Raw genomic sequence first — 18,889 nt, 5'->3', positions numbered from 1 at the left:
TTTTAAAGCAAAGGTCTGTGTGTTTTTAAATATATTAACTTGTTTTTACCTATTCGTAGGCAAACAATAAAAATCATAAATGCTAGATCAAATACAATTAGACTTTTTTAAGACATATAAAAAAATTGAATCAGAAGAATTAATTCTACAACCAATAGAAGGTGAAAATTCAAAATGGTCTTCTAATGCGATGTTTGATTTAACTCCTTTACATATTGAACGATCTAGAGGTAACTTGACCTTTACTGATATATCTGAAGAAAAACCTAAAACAGGAATAATAACAGAGGCGCTGTATCACAAGAATAAGTTAGCCACTTTAAAAAACTGGAACGGTAACGAATTAACAGGAATGTCTGTATTTTCATATGATCAAAGCAACAAGATTAAAATAATAAATGTTTCTATTGATGAAGATGACCAAGAATTAAGAGGGCTTACTATTTTTTCTATCCAAAATAATAAGATAGTAGATAAAACACAAGCAAGTATATACGGTGCATTTACAGAACATTATATATACTCGAATGATCAATTAATAGAAATTCGAATATCTAAAAGAATAGATTACATAAATGAAACAATTGATACGATAGACGGTATCAGCAATGTACCTGAAAATAATTTTTCTTATTTAATTGAATATAAAAACGATAAATTATTTCAAATTATTGGCGAGAATGGTTCAAATATTTTAAAGATTAAATAGCTTCTTTAAGCTTGATTTAAATTTGAAAACAAAAAATAGTTGCTTATCGACTAGAGCTTTAGTTCTAGCTGCACATATAATTAGGCTTAGCAACATGTATAGTTTCCCTATTAATGAATTTTATTAAAAACAAATCCGTCGCATGACAAATAAATTAATAACTCAATTAGAAAAGGTACTCCCTGCGGGTATGACCATACCCAAAGAGTTACATCTATTATATGAATGGATTGAAAACAACAACCTGTATGTTGACAATAAAAATGGATATAGAATTGGTTTTCTATACCCCGAAAAAAAGTTAAAAGAAAGCTGGACCGATACCGAAAGAGAAGGTGGTACTGAAATTGAATTTGCAGCAGGCGGAACAGAAAATTTAAAATATTGGTTCGGTGGTGAAGACAATGAAGAAATCAACGCTAGATTATGTGTTTTTGCTCAAAGCGGTGCTGAAGGTTCTCAATCTGCCCTTTGGTTAAATAATCAGAACGAATTAAAAGTTGTTCATTTGGGGTCGGGCTCTGGCTCAATGTTATCATGTGTTTTAGCTGATAACATGATTGATTTTATACGACTTTTAGCTATTGGCTATGACGAAATATGTTGGGATGAAAATTTTCCATATCCACCCAATGAAAATGGCGAAGAATTTATCGTAAAACCTAATTTAGAATTCCAAAAATGGGTTCAAGATACGTTTCATCAAAACATTCCGAAGACGGCTATAGAAATTGTAAAACATCCTGCTAGAATCGATAGTGAAACTTCAGAAGATGAATTTTTTAATTGGTATCAACAATTCATAAAATAATAATCACTATTATAAAATATATGGAAATTGCCACCTTCGAAACTAAATGCCATTGCGGTTATACATTTGATTTGCCTGAACTAAGCGACATGAGCTACGGTGAGTTTCTATATTTCGATTCTAGTGGAAATGGGGCGAGGTATTTATGTGCTATTAATAATCAAACTTGGGAATATATCTCTACCATAATTGATTCAGAACTAAAAGATACTAGTCTAACTAAAGGAATAATTATTCGTAATACTTTAGGAGAAATTGCTGATAAAATAAATATAAACACAACATATGTACAAAAGGGAGTATGCCCTAAGTGCAACTCATTTGTAAACAGTAATACTGAAATAAAAAAAGGAATTATGGAGGTTGAAGAAATGAGTTTTAAACAATTTCAAAAATATACTGATTCTGAGAAAAGAAGAATTGTAACTGAATTTATAAAACTGTAGTTAATAATACTACTAACCAAAAAAGGCTTTATACTAAACCAAATTTGTACTTTTTAGATTTGTTATTATCCAGTTATATCTCATTGCAACCTACTAAAATGAAAAAAAATTAAAATTTTTATAAAAGCAACTATTCCAACTATAAATTCTATCTAAACATGGGAGAAGATGCTGAATGGACTTTTTACAGAGATTTTTTATATCCAAATAAAGAAACTAAAAATTACATGGCAGACTAGTCTTTGTTGCGAAGAATAGCAGGTGCACGCGATAACCTTACAAAGTCAAGAAAGGTAAACCATTGGATCTATTTCTTATTTGAAATCTGCTGATTGCCCTATTAACTGTGTTCAGCAATAAAAAATTAAACAACTAATTGCCTTGATAGAGTATATTTAATCCTACATAAAAACATTAACCATGATAAAATTATTAATAAACACACCTTCAAAAGAACAGTTATCTAACAAAACAAGTTTCGGCGGTTTACCTGTAAAAGGGGTAGATCAAAATATTGAATGGCCAAAGTGTGAAACCTGTAGTTCTGAAATGGAATATCAAGGAAAAATAAAAACAGACATTGGATTAGAATTAATTTTTATGTGCCAAAATGACCCAGGTATGTGCGATGAATGGGATGCTAATGAAGGCGGAAATAAAGTGCTTATTATCGCAGATGAAAATCTTGAATATTTTAATCCGGAAACAGAAACAAATACAACAAGAAATACAGAATATAGTGCTACCATATTTGAAATTGAAGCAGATAATTATGATGAAGCACGAGAAAAATGCGAAGAAAACCCTAGAGATATATTAGGTGCTTTATATGGTGAACCAGATTGGATTCAAAATGATGAAACACCAAACTGCGACTGTTGTGACGAAAAAATGAGGTTCGTAGCTCAATTAGAAGAAGGTCCAGACCACAAAACAGCCATGAACTTTGGCGGCGCTGGTGTAGGGTATTTATTCGATTGCCCAAAAGGCAATACAGGCAAATTTTTATGGCAGTGTTAGACAATATAAGCGAGTATGAATAAACGATTAATTCCTGGAGAAACAATAATTGAAGGTAGAGAGGTTAAATACATCAGTGATGATGGAAATGACAATTTTACAAATAACAAAAACGGTTTGTTTGACCTAATCACTTCACAATTTGAAATCGCTAAACATGGCGGCATCATTTCTGAAAACTGCAGGCTAACATTACCTAACGGAGAATTATTTCATACATTATCATATAAAGGAGATATTGAAGGGTGGCGTGAAGAAATTACTTTAGGTGCAGAAAAATTGAATCTTATTAACGGTAAAATAGTTAATGGGAATATTGAATTATCTGATGGCAGGCAATTTAGTTTATCCGCTTGTGAGATTGAATTTTATTAAAAAATATAATTAAGATTCAGATCAAAATGAAAAATAAGAATCGCATTATTGCCCTTTGGATTATTGGAAACATCCTCCTTTTAATCAGGTTCTTAATAGACCCTTATCTAATTCTATGCGAACCCTGCATGTCTGGTTACACCTGCCCACCTTGCCGCACTGAGTTTGCTAACCATATTTGGATCTATTTCTTCATCTTTAATCTGTTAGTTGCCCTATTAGTTTTAATTAGCAAGAAAAAATCAAAATCAAAATAAAATTAATAATTTTGGAATAATCATTCCAAACTACATATCTTTGCTTCGTGAATAAGAAAGAAGCCATATTATCATCTGCACTTAAATTACTTACAGAGAAAGGGGTACACAACACACCCATGTCTGCAATAGCGAAAGCTGCCGGTACTGGCATGGGAACTATTTATAATTACTTCCCAAATAAAGATATTCTTATCAATGAAATTTACATCAACATTAAGAATAAAGAAAAAGCACTGTTTTTAGAATTTGATGCCAATCAACCTATTAAAACCCAATTCGAGACCTATTTCACCGCTATAATTGACTTTTTTATTGCAAATGCAGAGAATTTTAAATTTATGGAGCAGTTACAAGCTTCGCCCATTATTACAGAAGAAATACGAACAGAGGGTGCAAAAGCCATTAATCCGGTAAAAGACTTATTGGTAGAGGGCAAACAAGAACGCATTATCAAAGCCATTGAAGTTGATGAATTATTGATGTTTATTGGTGGTGCCGTGTTATCGTATTTAAGATGGTATTTTAATCAGTCAGAAATTAAAAAATCATCCCTTAAAAATCAAATACAATTGGTTTGGGACGGAATTAAAGCATAAAAAATTTATCTAAAATCTGGAATGAATATTCACTCCACTAAATATATAATCATGAAAAAAAATATATTAATTACAGGTACTTCAACAGGTGTAGGTTTTGAAAGCGCCATCTTATTTGCTAAAAATAATTTTAAAGTATACGCTAGTATGCGTAATCTTAAAAAAGCTGTTGAATTAGAGAAACGCATTGCAGAAGAAAACCTAGATATTGAGATTCTTACTTTAGATGTAACTGACACGAAGTCTATTGCTACTGCCGTTGAAACTATCATAGAGAAAGATGGCAGAATAGATGTGCTTTACAATAATGCTGGTGCGGGTTTTGCAAAAACAACTGAACAAAGCACAGAGGCTGAGATTCGATGGGTTACCGATGTCAACTACTTAGGTGTAGTTTTCTGTACACAAGCGGTATTACCTTATATGAGAAAGCAAAAATCTGGTCAAATTATATCGGTTACCTCCGTTGGTGGTTTGGTTGGTCAGCCTTTTAACGAACTGTATTGTGGTGCAAAATTTGCTGTTGAAGGTTTTATGGAAGGTCTTGCTACTTATGTAGGCCGTGCCTTTAATATTAAATTCACCTGTATTGAACCTGGCGGAATTTCTACTGAATTTATGACTTCTGCTATTGGTAAAACCGCTGTCGATGGTGAGTTCGCAACTGGTGAATACCTACCTATTTTTGAAAGATATATGGCAGGGAATCAAAAAAGGGCACAAGAGAGTGAAGAACAAGTTTACCAGACGGGTTTAGAAGTAGCCACAGTTGCCTTAGAAGTGGCAAAAAATGAACAGCCACCCTTGCGTATTCGTACGTCTAAATGGGCAGAAGACTTTTGTAACTTAAAAACACAAGCAGATCCAGATGGCACTAAACTGGTTCAACAAATTAAGCAGACTTTTTTATAATAGAACATCAAAACATGTCTGATTTATATTATCACAAAATTTGATGTGCTATTCACTATTAATAATATAAATCAGGCTCTTTTACGACAGATAAGTTGGCACAATAAACGCCAAGAGATTCAAAGTTCTTAACTTTATAGTACTAACCACAAGAAGGGAGTTACAATGAAAAATCATTTTAAGATTTTAGCGATACCAGTATTGCTATTCATTTTTACAGCGTGCAAAGACACAAAATCGACAGCTACTACTGACGAAGTAACCATTTCGGTAAAGAAAGAGAATTTTATTTCTGGCGGATTGGCTGAGCCGATTTCTATTGTAAGCAGAGAACTTTCTGACGGCTCTACTGCCGATTGTTTTAAATTTGTGGTGACCTCAACCCCTACTGATCACGAAATGGGCCCTTGGTGTCCTGATAATATTTCTGATGATGCTTCTGCGGGTGGTATTTGGTTAGAAGATGGTAAAGTCTACGATGTTGATGGCGAATTTGTAAAAAACCTGAGTACATTTTATGATGATGAAACTTGGATGATGTACGACAACGAAACTGGTGCGATTACAAAAACAAGTTCAAAACAAGAATGTGAAGATGCCGCAAACCCTAATGTTGGTGAAGAATATGAAAATTTTTGTGTAGAATGTTTACCATCTTATATAGGTGATATAACCCACACCTATTATATACCTGTAACTCCTAAAAAAGCGGCTAAACCATATGCTTTTTCAAATGGACCAGGTGGCGGACCACCTCCTGGAGGTGGACCAGATGACGGACATGAAAGACCAGGACCAACACCGAATGGAGGCCCAGAAGGTCATTGCGGACCAAATGGTGGTTCTACTATGCCATCTAATAGAGGCTTAGCTTTTAACGGTGTTGTTTTTGACGCTCCGGCACCTGTAGATGCCATTTTAGGTGCATACACCATTGCTCCTTTTGATGATGCAGGCGGACATATAAATTTAAACGCTGGCTACCATTACCATGCGGCAACAGGAGTTTCTAAAAAAATTGAACAACCAGACAATCACGCCGCTATGATCGGTTATGCTTTCGATGGATACGGAATCTTCGGAAACACTAATGCAGAAGGAAAATCATACGAAGATTTAGATGAATCTCGTGGTCATTACGATGAAATTAGAGGATACCATTATCATGTAGATCAAGCCGGAAACAATAATTTTATTGACGGCTTACGTGGTGAATATGCCTTATAAAAATACTGCGCTAAAATTTTTACTTTTCAGTTTGCTATGGGTCAGTACTACTGCATTTGCCCATAGTCCTGATTTTTCTAGTATCATCATCTCTAAAACCGAAAACGGGCAAATTGTTTTACAAATAACCAGTTCATTAACGGCTTTTCAGCAAGAGGTAAATTACGTAAACGGCGAAGGAGCCTATAAATCTCCCGAAGAATTTCAAAACCTTGTACTTCAACTTTTCAAGTCTAGATTCTCTTTTGTTCTTAACAACAATGACACTATTAAGTTTAAGAATTCGAAAGTACTATTAGGTCATGAAACCAAAATAATTGCCGAAATAAATAGTCTACCTAAAGAAGTAAATCACATCTATTTAAAGAATACATTATTTAAGGATTTACACAATAGCCAATCTGTTGCTATCTTTTTATTGGTTGGATTTCCTGAAGAAAAATTCACTTTACAGCGCGATAATCAACACGAACTAAACATTATTCTAGAAGATGAAAATTGGATTGTGCCAACAGCTAAAAGTGATTATATATCCTTGAAGTATTTACCTTATCTTATTACTTTAATAATTGGAGGTCTGCTTCTCTTTATTTCTAAAAAATAAAAATATCTTCATCACTTTGTTCTATTAAAATTCATACAATGACAAGATTGTTTTTTTCTACATTAATCATACTTCTTCTTTCACTTCACTCATGTGAAATATTTGATCGTGAAAAACATAAAAATATAGATAAGCTTGTTGAACATTTTAATCAAAAAGAATATGAAAAAGCTATAATCTATGCCAACAAATTAATCGAGAAAAACCCTGATGATTATGTTTCTTGGACTACGAAAAGTCGAGTATTATTCAATTTAGGAAAGGATCAACAAGCTATTGCCGCAATTAACAAAGCAATATTAATAAACCCTAAATATTACGAAGCTTATGGTTATAGAGCCGCCGCGTATAAGCTATCTGGAGAATACGAAGTAAGTCAAATTATTTCTGATATTGATATTGCTCTTTCTGGAGAGCCTGACAATACTCAACTTATTAAAATTAAAGCTGATGCTCTCAAAGAATTAGGTGAATTTTCAAAGGAAATTAGCCTTTATGATAAAGTTCTCAGCTTAGACCCTAAAGATTATGAAGTAATAGTAGCAAAAGCATCATCAAATAAAAATCTAGGTAACTACGATTTAGCTTTAACAGGATACAAAGAAGCAATTAAAATGTACCCTAATAAATCTTTTGCCTTTGAAGAAAGAGCATATTTATTTATAGAGAATGAACAATTTGAAAAAGCAATAACAGATTATAACAAAGTGATTGATTCACTACCAAGCGACAAAGATATTCCACAAATCAAAACATACTCTTTAAACAATAGAGGATATGCATATTATAAAACGGGTAAAAATAACAAGGCATTATCAGATATTAATAAGTCCTTAGAAATACTCAATACAAATTCTTATGCTTATAAAAATAGAGCATTGGTATACCTAAATAAGAATTTAAAAAGCAAAGCCTGTTCTGATTTAGTAAAAGCTATTGAATTACGCTATACTGAACAATACGGTAATGAAGTTGAAAAATTGATAAATGAATACTGTAAGTAAAAAGAAGGATAGCGAAAATGACCTGTGAACTAAACAACAATCTAAATGGTCTGCTTGTTATGAACTACCACTGTAAAACAAACGAACCTTTCGCTATCCTCTTCTTAAAAATTTATTCTCGTTTACTTAAATAAACGAATAGAAGATTCTTTCAAATTTAATTTTGCCGGTTGCGGAAACTCAGCATGAACTATCAGTACATTTTCATGATGTTGCTCTAGCTTACTCAACACTTCTCTATTCAATAATAAAATGGTTGAATGACCAAAATGATCTAATTTATCGAGAATAGTTTTTCCGTTGAACTCACATACCCAATGGGTCTCAGACATATTCTCTTCATAAAACAACTCTAAAGTTGGTACTTGGTAATAATCATGCTCACCAATACCTTCTAAATCAAAAACCAAACGAAGCAATCCGCTTTCTAACTTTGCACCATCATTAGAAATGCCTAATTCTTCAAATGATAATTTACCTGAAGTTGGTTCATTAAATTTTACTTTTATCTCTCCTTGATTTATTTCTACTTTGCTCATCTACGTTTGTTTTTATGATACCATCAAAGCTAGATAACACCGCTAATGTATACTATGATATTTATCAGGATTGAAAAATTTAATACTTAAAAACAAGATTTACCTGCAACGATATAACGTAGTTACAATTAGACCGTTTTCATCAGCAATAGACAACAATACGCTTTCTTCAAGTATCTTAAAATTAAATGGTGCCAGCAAAAGATTGATTCCACTGTGCTTTTTTAAACGAGTGCCTTGACCTGAGATAATATCTTTATTGGGCGTAAAATCACCTTTAGGCAGATGTTCTGTAACGATTACATATTCGTAGCTAGCTAATTTAGCTACCACTTGCTTTACCTCATCATTAGAGATGTGTTGCAATACTTGTCGAACTATAGCACAATCTGCGATAGGTAATTTGTCTTTGGCAATATCTAAACATTGAAATTCTAAATTCGATGCTTTGAATTTCTCGCTGTTGCGCTCCATCAGTTCTGGAACAATATCTACAGCTATATAGTTCTTCGTGTAGCTTACCAATTCTTTACCTACATTAAAATCTCCGCATCCTAAATCGCACACTGAAATGGGGTTTTCGAAGGCTGTTAAAAAAGCAGTTAATGTCTCGATATAAGGTTTTACAATTTCTGGTTTATGAGAACCTTCACCCGAGTAAAAATCTGAAGTACCACTACCCCACAGATTCTTTTCATAGACCTGCTGCATAGCATCTTTTGTAGGCCATGGTTGTTTATTACGTATCGATTTATTTTCTTTTTTATCCACCGGACTCTTATTAAAAAAAACGCGCCATAAACTTTCGTTCATGGCGTGTCAATATACTTTAAAATAGATGAATTCTTATTATTTCTGGGTTGCTATCCAAGTTTTAACTCGACGCTCTAATAAATTTAAAGGTAAAGCACCGCCACCAAGAATAGTATCGTGAAAGCCTTTAATATCAAATTTATCGCCTAACTCGGTCTCCGCCATTTTACGCAATTCTTGAATTTTAAGCATCCCTATTTTATAAGAAGTTGCTTGCCCTGGCATTACCATATAACGCTGAACCTCTGCTACAATAGCACCTTGAGAGATAGAAGAATTCTCTGTGAAATATTTGATTGCATCGGCTTCTGTCCATCCTTTGGCGTGTATACCTGTATCCACTACCAAACGAATAGCCCTCCAGATTTCATTTACCAAACGACCAAAATCGTAATACGGATTCTGGTATCCGCCCATTTCTTTCGCCAATGCTTCTGAGTATAAACCCCAACCTTCGCTGTAGACACTAAAACCTGCCTGAGTTCTAAACTTAGGTACCGCCTCTAATTCTTGTGCTATAGAAATTTGCATGTGGTGCCCTGGGTTACCTTCATGATACGCAACACCTTCCATCGTGGTTTTCGGCATCGCATTCATATCAGATAAATGCACATAATACGTACCTTTTCTAGAACCGTCGGGCGTACCTGCAGAATAGTGCTGTGGCGCACCGTCTTGCTCACGAAATGCCTCTACCCTTTTTACCTGTAACTTTGCTTTTGGCAAAATACCAAAGTAGTCTGGCAGCTTCTTCGTTAGATCATCTAAGTACTTTGTCGACTCATCTAAATATCCCTGTCTACCTTCGTCTGTATTTGGAAAAAAGAATTGTGGGTCTGTATTTACAAATTTGAAAAAAGCATTTAAATCGCCATCAAAGCCAACCTCTTCTTTAATCGCCATCATTTCCCCTTTAATTCTAGCTACTTCTTGGAGTCCAATTTCATGAATCTCATCTGCCGTCATTCCGGTTGTTGTGAACACTTTTAGTCTATAGTTATAAAAGTCTTTTCCGTTCTCATGGCGGCTTACTCCCGTTGGGGTTTCTTCGGCATTATCTATTTCAGTTTCTAGCCAAGCTAAAAGCTTTTCATAAGATGGTTTAAAATATTCGTTAAGTACCTGCTCTGATTGTTCTTTAAGTGAAGTTGCTTGTTCTGCCGTTATTTTTTTTGATGCAAAAAGGGCATCGATTTTACCATTCATATCATTTAATAATGGCGTACCATCGCTTAATGATTTTGTTTGAGCGATAACCGTAGTAAATGCAAATTTCGGAGGAAGATTACCTGCCGTAGCTTGTTCTTTTGCTCTCACCACCAATTGATCAATACCTCTAGATGCCTCTTTTACTCTAGAGATATAAGCGTTCATATCTGATAGACTATCGACCTTATGAAAATTGATCAAATAACTTGGTAAACGCGTATGCATACCGCGCATTTGGTCAAAAACGTAATCTAAATTCTCAAAAGTGGCACCTTCTTTTAATGTCTCGTATTGATAAACCCATAAATCGTAAGACGTTTTATCGGCATCATTTAGCTTATCGTAATCGAATTTCTCTTTTAATTCGTTGGTAGTTTCGGTATACCACGCCAACTCTTTTTCTTCAGCTGCCTTACTTAAATCATCAATTTTATCATATTGATCTTTTCGACCTTGAGCGGTCAACGCCAACGGACTCATTTGTAACTGCTCTTCGTACTTATCATCGAACCATTTGTTCAATGCTACAGTCTGGTCTACCTCAACCTTTGGTTCTTCTTTACAAGAAGAGAGCAGCAGAAAAGCTATAGAAAAGCTTGTTGCAATGCTCGTAGAAATAATTTTTTTCATGATAATTGATTTTGGATTTAGCTTGTTATAATTCTGCTGACTTATGTACTAAAAAACAGCAGTTAGGGAAGATTTAAAGATAATCAATTTGCCTAAATGATTTATGCTAATAAATCGTCCATTTTATAATCACAAAATCTAACTAATGGAATACTAAACCCTTTTATATAAAAGCTTGTAGACCTTACCAAAAAAATCAACTTATCAATATAAGTTACCAGAGTAATCTGATTAATTCTTATAAAAAATATAAATCCATATTGATCGAGACAGCCTAAAGTTTAAGGTACTCATCAAAATTGCTATAGATGCTATTATAATATACACTCTAACAGGTGACAAATCAACAAAGTACCAGAAGAGCACTAAGCTTATAATCATTTGCGCCACCGATAATGCATAACTCACGAACATAGCACCAAAAAAGAAACCTGTCTCTTTTTCGAACTTGAAATCGCATTCGGGACACCTTGAATTCATCTTAGGCATTTTAAACAAAAATATATTTCCGCCCTCGCTAAAAACGTCTCCTTTTCTGCAATTAGGACATTTACACTTCAATACATCTACAACTTTGCTCATAACTACGATTATAATACTGCAAAATTAAGACACAAACTTCTTGATTCAGTTATATCATTCGCTCCATTATTTGTACTTTTAAGACATTCTTATGAAAATACCCGCTTTAAATATTCAACAATTCTTAGATAAAAAGCCTTTAGACAGCTTGTATGTCAACTCTTTTGCCACTCATATTGTGCTTAACCAAAATTTGATCAATAGACCACACAGCCATAATTTCTATTTGTGCGTTCTATTTACCAAAGGCACCGGCACTCATGAAATAGATTTCAACAGCTATACCATTGAACCTGGTATGGTATTTTTCTTAAAACCGGGTCAAACACATTTCTGGAAGTTCGAAACACAGCCAGAAGGGTTTATTTTCTTTCATTCACAAGAGTTTTATGAACTAAAGTATTTAGACCATACCTTAAGTTCTTTTCCATTTTATTATTCAAATCAGAATCCGCCATTTCTACAAGTATCCGAAGAAAAACTAGTTGATATCTCAATTCACTTTACCGAACTTTATAAAGAATACCGAGAAAACAATATTCTTCGAGAAGCTAAAATCACCAATCTTATCAATTGCATTTATATTGAACTGACCCGTGTGTATACAGCAGATGTTACTATAGAAAAATTAGGATCTGCTAGTTATTCTCAGATACTAGAGCAACTAGAAACACTAATCAACACTCATTTTTACAGTCAAAAGCTACCTAAATTTTATGCGTCGCAACTAAATATCACTACAAAACACTTAAACCGAGTGGTGCAAAAAACCATTAACAAAACCACTAGCCAATTAATTTCTGAACGCATATTACTTGAAGCGAAAAGATTAATTGTACATTCTAGCGACAATTTAGCTGGTATTGCAAATACACTTGAGTTTTCTGATTATGCTTATTTTTCAAAATTCTTTAAATCTAAAATAGGAGTGACCCCAATGGAATTTAGAAAAATGTATTTTCACTGAACCTATTATCAATTAAAACAGCATTACAATGAACCTAGAGAAAAACAAAAAAAATGCCATCGCTTTTTACCAAACAGCCTATTTGGGGCAACCAAAACTGGCTATAGAGAAATATGTAGGCAACGAATATATTCAGCACAACCCAGCAGTAGCGAACGGTACACAGGGTTTCATCGATTACTTTGAACGCATGCAAGTCGAATACCCAGAGAAATCTATTGAATTTGTTCGCAGTATTGCAGAGGGTGATCTTGTTGCCTTACACACGCACCAAACATGGCCTGGTAATGACCAATATATTACTATGGATTTTTTTAGATTTGACGACAATGGTAAAATTTGCGAACACTGGGATTCTATTCAGCAAATACCCGAAAAGTCTGAGAACCCTAATACCATGTTTTAATTATAATATCAACTAAAAGCAGCACTCATGCAGAACATCAATATTCAAGGTCTAAACTGGGACGCTAAGTCCTCTTTTCAACAAGGTCCGGCGAAAGCTCCCAGCCTAATTCGAAAAGCATTGTACAGCGATTCAATGAATCTATGTACCGAATTCGGGGTATCAATTGAAAACGATGCCGTAACAGATAAAGGTGATTTTACCATAAATGAGTATTTTGATATTACTGATATTACGAGAAAGAATCTTGAATCTGGCGCTAAACTACTTTCATTAGGTGGTGATCACTCGGTCACCTTCCCTATAATAAAAGCCTTTCATGAGCACTATCCAAAACTAGACATTCTACATATCGATGCCCACGCAGATCTGTACCATGACTATGAAGGTGACCCGTATTCTCACGCATGCCCTTTTGCACGTATTATGGAAAACGGTTTTGCCGTAAAACTGGTTCAAGTTGGGATAAGAACTCTGAATCCACATCAGGCTGCACAAGCAAAAAAGTACAATGTAGACGTTCATGAAATGCGGAACCTTGACCTAAATAACATTCCGAAATTTGAGAATCCGTTGTATATAACTTTAGATATGGATGGCTTTGACCCTGCCTTTGCACCGGGAGTTTCTCATCATGAGCCAGGCGGACTCTCATCGCGTCAAGTTTTAGATTTGATTCATAGTATTGATACCGAAATAGTAGGTGCCGATATCGTGGAATATAACCCTGATCGCGATTTTCATGACATGACCGCCTATTTGGCGGCAAAAATGATGAAAGAACTTATTGGCAAAATGATGGAACGTTAAATCATATTTCAATAAAAACCATTAAATTGACACTTTACTAAACCCAAACCCCTAATGCCGTTTTCCTTTAAAAATTTTATGAAACTCCATAAGGTTTCCTTGATATTGGCGGTATTGAGCTTTGTATTCTATTACACCTTTGCATATCACTTACAGCGAACAGATTTCATAAAGCTACTTACGCTCTTTGTTGCACTTTTCTTTTTCTGTTTTAAACTTATTCAGTTCGAAAAGCTCAACTTTAGATTTCTACTAGGTATAGGAGTAATTTTTAGGCTTATTTTTCTTTGTATAGAACCCAATCTATCTCAAGATTTTTATCGTTTTATTTGGGATGGTCATTTGGTATCTAGCGGTGCCAACCCTTATTTACACACCCCAGATCAGTTAATGGAAAACATGGTATCTATGATACCAAATGCCAATACTCTTTATGAAGGCATGGGCAGTTTAAGTGCGCGCCACTATAGCAATTACCCACCCTTGAACCAGATTATTTTCGCTATTGCAGCATTTGTAGGCGGTAAAAGTATTTTTGGGTCACTGCTAACCTTACGAGCAATTATTATACTTGCCGATATTGGTATATTCTATTTTGGCAGAAAGCTACTGAAAAACTTAAATAGATCTCCGCATTTAATATTCTGGTACTTTTTAAATCCGCTTGTAATTGTAGAGCTTACCGGCAACCTTCATTTCGAAGGGGTTATGCTGTTTTTCTTTATTCTAGCTATGTTTCTATTATCAATAGATAAATGGAAAACTGCAGGTATAGTTATAGCTTGTTCTATTTCAATAAAACTGGTACCGCTATTATTCTTACCACTTTTCTTTAAGTACTTAGGATGGAAAAAAAGCATCATTTTCTATGCTATCATTGGCATAACCTCTATTGTTCTTTTTCTACCGTTTAATACTCCAGAATTTATAGACAACTATTCTAAAACCCTGAAGCTTTGGTTCTCTAATTTTGAATTCAATGCTAGCATCTATAATATCGCTAAAAAAACTGCCATACATTTTGATGCAAAACCGTGGGAGTTTATTAAAGAATATGGTAAAATTACCCCGTTACTTACCATAGCCACCGTAGGGCTATTTACATTTTTACCAAAAAGATATGATCTAAACAGGTTACTCTGGTCTATGATGTGGGTTTTGACCATCTATTATTTTATGTCTACTACGGTACACCCTTGGTACGCCATTTTTCTGGTGTTACTTTCTATTTTTACCACGTATAGATATGCGATTATTTGGTCTGCCGCTATTGTACTGAGCTACTTCGCTTATTCTCAGGCAGATTTCAAAGAAAACCTCTGGCTTCTTGCCATTGAGTATATTTCAGTGTACGGCTTCATTATTTATGAAATTATTGCACATAATAACAAAAAGTGAAGTTTTTGTAAAAATTATGCAATGAGTGATGTCAAATAAATATAATTTGTACATTTACCCTGTAATGAACGAAATAAACTACTTTTTATATAGCACCGTGAGCCCATTGGCTCTAGCGCGCCCGTTCACATCTCGCCGTCGTCGCCCGTAAGGGTAAGATATAATTATGGAATTAGGTGAGTCCATTTCCGCACAACAAATCAAAACTTTTTTTACACATTTAAATCTAACTGGCAATGAACTTAATTGTTGCTAACGAATCACATTTTAAATACGCTCAGGATATTTGCGATACTATAGCCGATTCTGCTAAAGTTCGCGGTACTGGTATTGCGAAACGTACTCCAGAATACATCCAGAGAAAACTTTCTAACGGCAATGCTATTTTAGCTTTGGACGGAGAAAAATTTGCAGGGTTCTGTTATATTGAGATTTGGGGGCACGAGAAATTTGTTGCCAACTCCGGACTCATAGTACACCCAGACTACAGAGGTCAGGGACTTGCCAAGAAAATAAAAGCTAAGATTTTTGACCTTAGTAGAGAGAAATTTCCTGATGCTAAAATATTCGGAATTACTACCGGTTTGGCAGTTATGAAAATCAATAATGACCTTGGCTATAAACCTGTAACGTTCTCTGAACTTACAGATGATCCAGAATTCTGGAAAGGTTGTCAAACCTGCAAAAACTTCGATATTCTTACAAGAACAGAGCAGAAAATGTGCTTATGTACAGGTATGCTCTATGATGGTACCACGAAGAAAAAACCCGAAGAATCGAAAGAAATGAACGGCAAGGCTTTTACAAGATTAAAAAGTATTAAAGAGAGTTTGTTTCTCAAAAAGAAATAACAAGTATAGAGTAGAGTATAGAGTATAGAGTATAGAGTATAGAGTATAGAGTATAGAGTATAGAGTATAGAGTATAGAGTATAGAGTATAGAGTATAGAGTATAGAGTATAGAAAATTAAAAAATAGGAGCTGGATGATGAAGGTTTTTCAACCTTTTTTCTAACATCTCTTTTCTAAACACTATCAAACAAAACAATAATTACCCGGCATCACCGGATTTGAACATATTACAATGAAAAAATTAGTACTAGCATACAGCGGCGGATTAGATACATCTTATTGCGCTAAACATTTATCAAAAGATAAAGGATTTGAAGTTCATGCGGTAAGTGTAAATACTGGCGGATTTTCTTCGGATGAAATAAAAGAAATAGAGAAAAAAGCGATTGAATTAGGTGCAACTTCATATACATCAATTGATGCGGTACAGACATTTTATGATAAAGTAGTGAAGTACCTTATTTTTGGTAACGTACTAAAAAACAACACCTACCCACTTTCTGTAAGTGCAGAACGTATTGTACAGGCTATTGAAATTGTAAACTACGCAAAAAAAGTAGGTGCTGGTTACATTGCTCATGGTAGTACAGGCGCTGGTAACGACCAAGTTCGTTTCGATATGATTTTCCAAATCATTGCGCCAGAGATTGAAATCATTACTCCGATAAGAGATAACAAATTAGCAAGAGAAGAAGAGATTGCATACCTAAAAGAAAACGGAGTAGATTACCCTTGGGAGAAGGCTAAATATTCTATTAACAGAGGTCTTTGGGGAACATCAGTTGGTGGTGAAGAAACTTTAACTTCTGAAAAAGCATTACCAGACAGCGCTTACCCAAGTCAGTTACAAGAAAAGAACCCAACCGATGTAAAGCTGACTTTCGAAAAAGGAGAGCTAGTTGCTATCGACGGAAAAAAAGATTCTCCTGTTGCTAATATTGAAAAGTTAGAGGCTCTAGCTTCCAAGTACGCCATTGGTAGAGATATTCATGTTGGTGACACTATTATAGGCACTAAAGGTAGAGTTGGTTTTGAAGCTCCGGCATCCTTAATTATTATAAAAGCTCACCACTTATTAGAGAAGCATACGCTTACAAAGTGGCAACAATATCAAAAAGAACAACAAGGTAATTTCTACGGTATGCTATTGCATGAAGGCAACTACCTAGATCCTGTTATGAGAAACATAGAGACTTTCTTGACCGACACTCAAAAAACGGTTTCTGGTGATGTATTTGTTGGCTTATATCCTTTTCAGTTTAGACTACACGGTATCTCATCTAAACACGATTTAATGACCGATGCCTTTGGTAAATACGGCGAAGTAAATAAAGGTTGGACTGCAGATGACGCGAAAGGATTTATAAAAATTCTATCGAACTCTGGAAAGATTTATAACCATGTGAATGGGGATAAATAGGAATTAGGAAAAAGTAGTATTAAGTAAAGAGTACAAAGTATTAAGTAAAAAAGCTCAAGGCAAGCCTCTGAGCATTAAAATCTAGATTATTGAGTAAACACAGTACTTGATACTCTTTACACAAAATAAAAATATGATTAAAGCAGGTATTATTGGCGGTTCTGGTTATACGGGTGGTGAGCTTATTCGAATTCTATTGAATCATCCGGCTACGGAAATAGATTTTGTTTTCAGTACGACTAGAGCTGGCAAAAAAGTAACTACGGCACACCCTGATTTGTTAGGTACTACAGGCCTGGAATTTACAGGTAATGTAAACCTAGATGTGAATGTTGTTTTTCTATGTTTGGGTCATGGTAATTCTACCGCGTTCTTAAAAGAACATGATTTTTCCGAAGATACTGTCATCATCGATTTAAGTAATGATTTCAGACTAAACACTGATGCTGATTTTGAAGGAAAGCATTTTGTTTACGGATTACCAGAATTGAACAAAAGTGATATAGAGAACGCAAGATACATCGCTAACCCTGGCTGTTTTGCTACGGCAATTCAATTAGCATTATTACCTCTAGCACAGGCAAACCTTCTAGAAAATGAAGTTCATATCAATGCCGTAACCGGCAGTACTGGCGCAGGTGTTAGTCCATCAGCTACTTCACACTTTTCATGGAGAAATAATAATGTAAGCTGGTACAAACCTTTTACGCATCAGCACTTGGGAGAAATTAACGAGAGCCTACATTCACTTCAAAAGAATACGGGTAACTTATTTTTTATGCCGAATAGGGGAGATTTCACACGCGGAATTTTAGCGACATCATATACCAAATTTGAAGGCAGTTTAGCCGATGCTAAGAAAATCTATCAGGAATTTTATAAGGATGCTTTGTTTACCCAAATTTCCGAAGAACCCATTAATCTAAAGCAGGTAGTAAATACTAATCAATGTCATATTCATTTACATAAACACGATGATATTTTATTGATAACATCAGCAATTGACAACCTCTTAAAAGGAGCATCGGGTCAAGCAGTACAAAATATGAATCTCATTTTCGGATTAGAAGAAAATTTAGGGCTCAATTTGAAAGCGGGAGTATTTTAACTTCGGCTACGCTCAGTTACCTAACATAGGAGATGGTGAGAAATAGAAATACAGTTGATGGTTGATGGTTGATGGTTGATGAAAATTAAAAGACAAACATATTTAAAGGGATAAAGCTTAAAATAATAAAGTTTAATTATAAGTAGTGAAGATTAAGTACTAATAAATTAGGATATAATTTGTACTCATTA

General features: G+C 34.5%; 21 protein-coding genes. 17 read left to right on the top strand and 4 right to left on the bottom strand.

Annotation, left to right across the window (positions count from 1 at the left end):
- Window positions 1-79: 79 nt before the first annotated feature.
- From QSV08_RS18630 to QSV08_RS18585, 10 genes are all read left to right on the top strand, one after another.
- On the top strand, window positions 80-709 hold the full coding sequence (locus QSV08_RS18630; RefSeq protein ID WP_324025206.1) for a hypothetical protein: 630 nt from the start codon (window positions 80-82) through the stop codon (window positions 707-709).
- A gap of 142 nt (window positions 710-851) precedes the next feature.
- A complete protein-coding gene (locus tag QSV08_RS18625) occupies window positions 852-1,520 on the top strand; it encodes an SMI1/KNR4 family protein (protein ID WP_324025205.1) in 669 nt (222 codons plus the stop codon).
- A gap of 20 nt (window positions 1,521-1,540) precedes the next feature.
- Window positions 1,541-1,966, top strand: a complete 426-nt coding sequence (locus tag QSV08_RS18620) for a hypothetical protein (protein ID WP_324025204.1) — start codon at window positions 1,541-1,543, stop codon at window positions 1,964-1,966.
- Between the two features lie 420 nt (window positions 1,967-2,386).
- Window positions 2,387-2,986, top strand: coding sequence for a hypothetical protein (locus QSV08_RS18615; RefSeq protein WP_324025203.1), 600 nt, complete (start codon window positions 2,387-2,389; stop codon window positions 2,984-2,986).
- A gap of 15 nt (window positions 2,987-3,001) precedes the next feature.
- Window positions 3,002-3,361 carry a hypothetical protein gene (locus QSV08_RS18610; protein WP_324025202.1) on the top strand — a complete coding sequence of 120 codons (360 nt, stop codon included), beginning with the start codon at window positions 3,002-3,004 and terminating at the stop codon, window positions 3,359-3,361.
- Between the two features lie 304 nt (window positions 3,362-3,665).
- Complete coding sequence (locus QSV08_RS18605) at window positions 3,666-4,217, top strand: TetR/AcrR family transcriptional regulator (protein ID WP_324025201.1); 552 nt, start codon at window positions 3,666-3,668, stop codon at window positions 4,215-4,217.
- A gap of 51 nt (window positions 4,218-4,268) precedes the next feature.
- Window positions 4,269-5,129, top strand: a complete 861-nt coding sequence (locus QSV08_RS18600) for an SDR family oxidoreductase (RefSeq protein ID WP_324025200.1) — start codon at window positions 4,269-4,271, stop codon at window positions 5,127-5,129.
- A gap of 165 nt (window positions 5,130-5,294) precedes the next feature.
- On the top strand, window positions 5,295-6,356 hold the full coding sequence (locus tag QSV08_RS18595; protein ID WP_324025199.1) for a YHYH protein: 1,062 nt from the start codon (window positions 5,295-5,297) through the stop codon (window positions 6,354-6,356).
- Window positions 6,346-6,960: a hypothetical protein gene (locus tag QSV08_RS18590; protein WP_324025198.1), complete on the top strand. Its 615-nt coding sequence runs from the start codon at window positions 6,346-6,348 to the stop codon at window positions 6,958-6,960. The genes QSV08_RS18595 and QSV08_RS18590 overlap by 11 nt, the downstream gene beginning before the upstream one ends.
- Window positions 6,961-6,998: 38 nt before the next feature.
- Window positions 6,999-7,964: a tetratricopeptide repeat protein gene (locus QSV08_RS18585; protein ID WP_324025197.1), complete on the top strand. Its 966-nt coding sequence runs from the start codon at window positions 6,999-7,001 to the stop codon at window positions 7,962-7,964.
- 122 nt (window positions 7,965-8,086) lie between these two features.
- On the opposite strand, the gene QSV08_RS18580 is transcribed toward QSV08_RS18585, so the two are convergent.
- The 4 genes from QSV08_RS18580 to QSV08_RS18565 form a co-directional block, all read right to left on the bottom strand.
- Entirely contained in the window at window positions 8,087-8,503 is a 417-nt protein-coding gene (locus QSV08_RS18580; RefSeq protein WP_324025196.1) for a hypothetical protein, read from the bottom strand.
- Between the two features lie 99 nt (window positions 8,504-8,602).
- Window positions 8,603-9,316, bottom strand: a complete 714-nt coding sequence (locus QSV08_RS18575) for a class I SAM-dependent methyltransferase (protein WP_324025195.1) — start codon at window positions 9,314-9,316, stop codon at window positions 8,603-8,605.
- 36 nt (window positions 9,317-9,352) lie between these two features.
- A complete protein-coding gene (locus QSV08_RS18570; RefSeq protein WP_324025194.1) occupies window positions 9,353-11,155 on the bottom strand; it encodes a DUF885 domain-containing protein in 1,803 nt (600 codons plus the stop codon).
- Window positions 11,156-11,386: 231 nt separating this feature from the next.
- On the bottom strand, window positions 11,387-11,737 hold the full coding sequence (locus tag QSV08_RS18565) for a DUF983 domain-containing protein (RefSeq protein WP_324025193.1): 351 nt from the start codon (window positions 11,735-11,737) through the stop codon (window positions 11,387-11,389).
- A gap of 91 nt (window positions 11,738-11,828) precedes the next feature.
- On the opposite strand from QSV08_RS18565, the gene QSV08_RS18560 reads away from it, so the two are divergent.
- The 7 genes from QSV08_RS18560 (at window position 11,829) to argC (ending at window position 18,698) form a co-directional block, all read left to right on the top strand.
- Window positions 11,829-12,704, top strand: coding sequence for an AraC family transcriptional regulator (locus QSV08_RS18560; protein ID WP_324025192.1), 876 nt, complete (start codon window positions 11,829-11,831; stop codon window positions 12,702-12,704).
- A gap of 28 nt (window positions 12,705-12,732) precedes the next feature.
- Window positions 12,733-13,110, top strand: a complete 378-nt coding sequence (locus tag QSV08_RS18555) for an ester cyclase (protein ID WP_324025191.1) — start codon at window positions 12,733-12,735, stop codon at window positions 13,108-13,110.
- A 27-nt stretch (window positions 13,111-13,137) separates the two neighbouring features.
- Window positions 13,138-13,920, top strand: coding sequence for an agmatinase (gene speB / locus QSV08_RS18550; protein WP_324025190.1), 783 nt, complete (start codon window positions 13,138-13,140; stop codon window positions 13,918-13,920).
- Between the two features lie 78 nt (window positions 13,921-13,998).
- Window positions 13,999-15,318, top strand: coding sequence for a mannosyltransferase (locus QSV08_RS18545; RefSeq protein WP_324025189.1), 1,320 nt, complete (start codon window positions 13,999-14,001; stop codon window positions 15,316-15,318).
- Between the two features lie 236 nt (window positions 15,319-15,554).
- Window positions 15,555-16,169, top strand: a complete 615-nt coding sequence (locus QSV08_RS18540; RefSeq protein ID WP_324025188.1) for a GNAT family N-acetyltransferase — start codon at window positions 15,555-15,557, stop codon at window positions 16,167-16,169.
- A gap of 233 nt (window positions 16,170-16,402) precedes the next feature.
- Window positions 16,403-17,590: an argininosuccinate synthase gene (gene argG / locus QSV08_RS18535; protein ID WP_324025187.1), complete on the top strand. Its 1,188-nt coding sequence runs from the start codon at window positions 16,403-16,405 to the stop codon at window positions 17,588-17,590.
- Between the two features lie 133 nt (window positions 17,591-17,723).
- Window positions 17,724-18,698, top strand: coding sequence for an N-acetyl-gamma-glutamyl-phosphate reductase (gene argC, locus QSV08_RS18530; RefSeq protein ID WP_324025186.1), 975 nt, complete (start codon window positions 17,724-17,726; stop codon window positions 18,696-18,698).
- Window positions 18,699-18,889: the final 191 nt, after the last annotated feature.

It is taken from the genome of Maribacter sp. BPC-D8, from assembly GCF_035207705.1.
Classification (GTDB): domain Bacteria; phylum Bacteroidota; class Bacteroidia; order Flavobacteriales; family Flavobacteriaceae; genus Maribacter.
The sequence above is the reverse complement of the archived record's forward strand: the minus strand, read 5'-3'. Positions and strand labels throughout refer to the sequence as shown.

Excerpts from the sequence above, each read along its gene's own strand:
- QSV08_RS18630 (WP_324025206.1), top strand. The coding sequence starts at position 80 with ATGCTAGATCAAATACAATTAGACTTTTTTAAGACATATAAAAAAATT.
- QSV08_RS18625 (WP_324025205.1), top strand. The coding sequence starts at position 852 with ATGACAAATAAATTAATAACTCAATTAGAAAAGGTACTCCCTGCGGGT.
- QSV08_RS18620 (WP_324025204.1), top strand. The coding sequence starts at position 1,541 with ATGGAAATTGCCACCTTCGAAACTAAATGCCATTGCGGTTATACATTT.
- QSV08_RS18615 (WP_324025203.1), top strand. The coding sequence starts at position 2,387 with ATGATAAAATTATTAATAAACACACCTTCAAAAGAACAGTTATCTAAC.
- QSV08_RS18610 (WP_324025202.1), top strand. The coding sequence starts at position 3,002 with ATGAATAAACGATTAATTCCTGGAGAAACAATAATTGAAGGTAGAGAG.
- QSV08_RS18600 (WP_324025200.1), top strand. The coding sequence starts at position 4,269 with ATGAAAAAAAATATATTAATTACAGGTACTTCAACAGGTGTAGGTTTT.
- QSV08_RS18595 (WP_324025199.1), top strand. The coding sequence starts at position 5,295 with ATGAAAAATCATTTTAAGATTTTAGCGATACCAGTATTGCTATTCATT.
- QSV08_RS18590 (WP_324025198.1), top strand. The coding sequence starts at position 6,346 with ATGCCTTATAAAAATACTGCGCTAAAATTTTTACTTTTCAGTTTGCTA.
- QSV08_RS18585 (WP_324025197.1), top strand. The coding sequence starts at position 6,999 with ATGACAAGATTGTTTTTTTCTACATTAATCATACTTCTTCTTTCACTT.
- QSV08_RS18580 (WP_324025196.1), bottom strand. The coding sequence starts at position 8,503 with ATGAGCAAAGTAGAAATAAATCAAGGAGAGATAAAAGTAAAATTTAAT.
- QSV08_RS18575 (WP_324025195.1), bottom strand. The coding sequence starts at position 9,316 with ATGAACGAAAGTTTATGGCGCGTTTTTTTTAATAAGAGTCCGGTGGAT.
- QSV08_RS18570 (WP_324025194.1), bottom strand. The coding sequence starts at position 11,155 with ATGAAAAAAATTATTTCTACGAGCATTGCAACAAGCTTTTCTATAGCT.
- QSV08_RS18565 (WP_324025193.1), bottom strand. The coding sequence starts at position 11,737 with ATGAGCAAAGTTGTAGATGTATTGAAGTGTAAATGTCCTAATTGCAGA.
- QSV08_RS18560 (WP_324025192.1), top strand. The coding sequence starts at position 11,829 with ATGAAAATACCCGCTTTAAATATTCAACAATTCTTAGATAAAAAGCCT.
- QSV08_RS18555 (WP_324025191.1), top strand. The coding sequence starts at position 12,733 with ATGAACCTAGAGAAAAACAAAAAAAATGCCATCGCTTTTTACCAAACA.
- speB (WP_324025190.1), top strand. The coding sequence starts at position 13,138 with ATGCAGAACATCAATATTCAAGGTCTAAACTGGGACGCTAAGTCCTCT.
- QSV08_RS18545 (WP_324025189.1), top strand. The coding sequence starts at position 13,999 with ATGAAACTCCATAAGGTTTCCTTGATATTGGCGGTATTGAGCTTTGTA.
- QSV08_RS18540 (WP_324025188.1), top strand. The coding sequence starts at position 15,555 with ATGAACTTAATTGTTGCTAACGAATCACATTTTAAATACGCTCAGGAT.
- argG (WP_324025187.1), top strand. The coding sequence starts at position 16,403 with ATGAAAAAATTAGTACTAGCATACAGCGGCGGATTAGATACATCTTAT.
- argC (WP_324025186.1), top strand. The coding sequence starts at position 17,724 with ATGATTAAAGCAGGTATTATTGGCGGTTCTGGTTATACGGGTGGTGAG.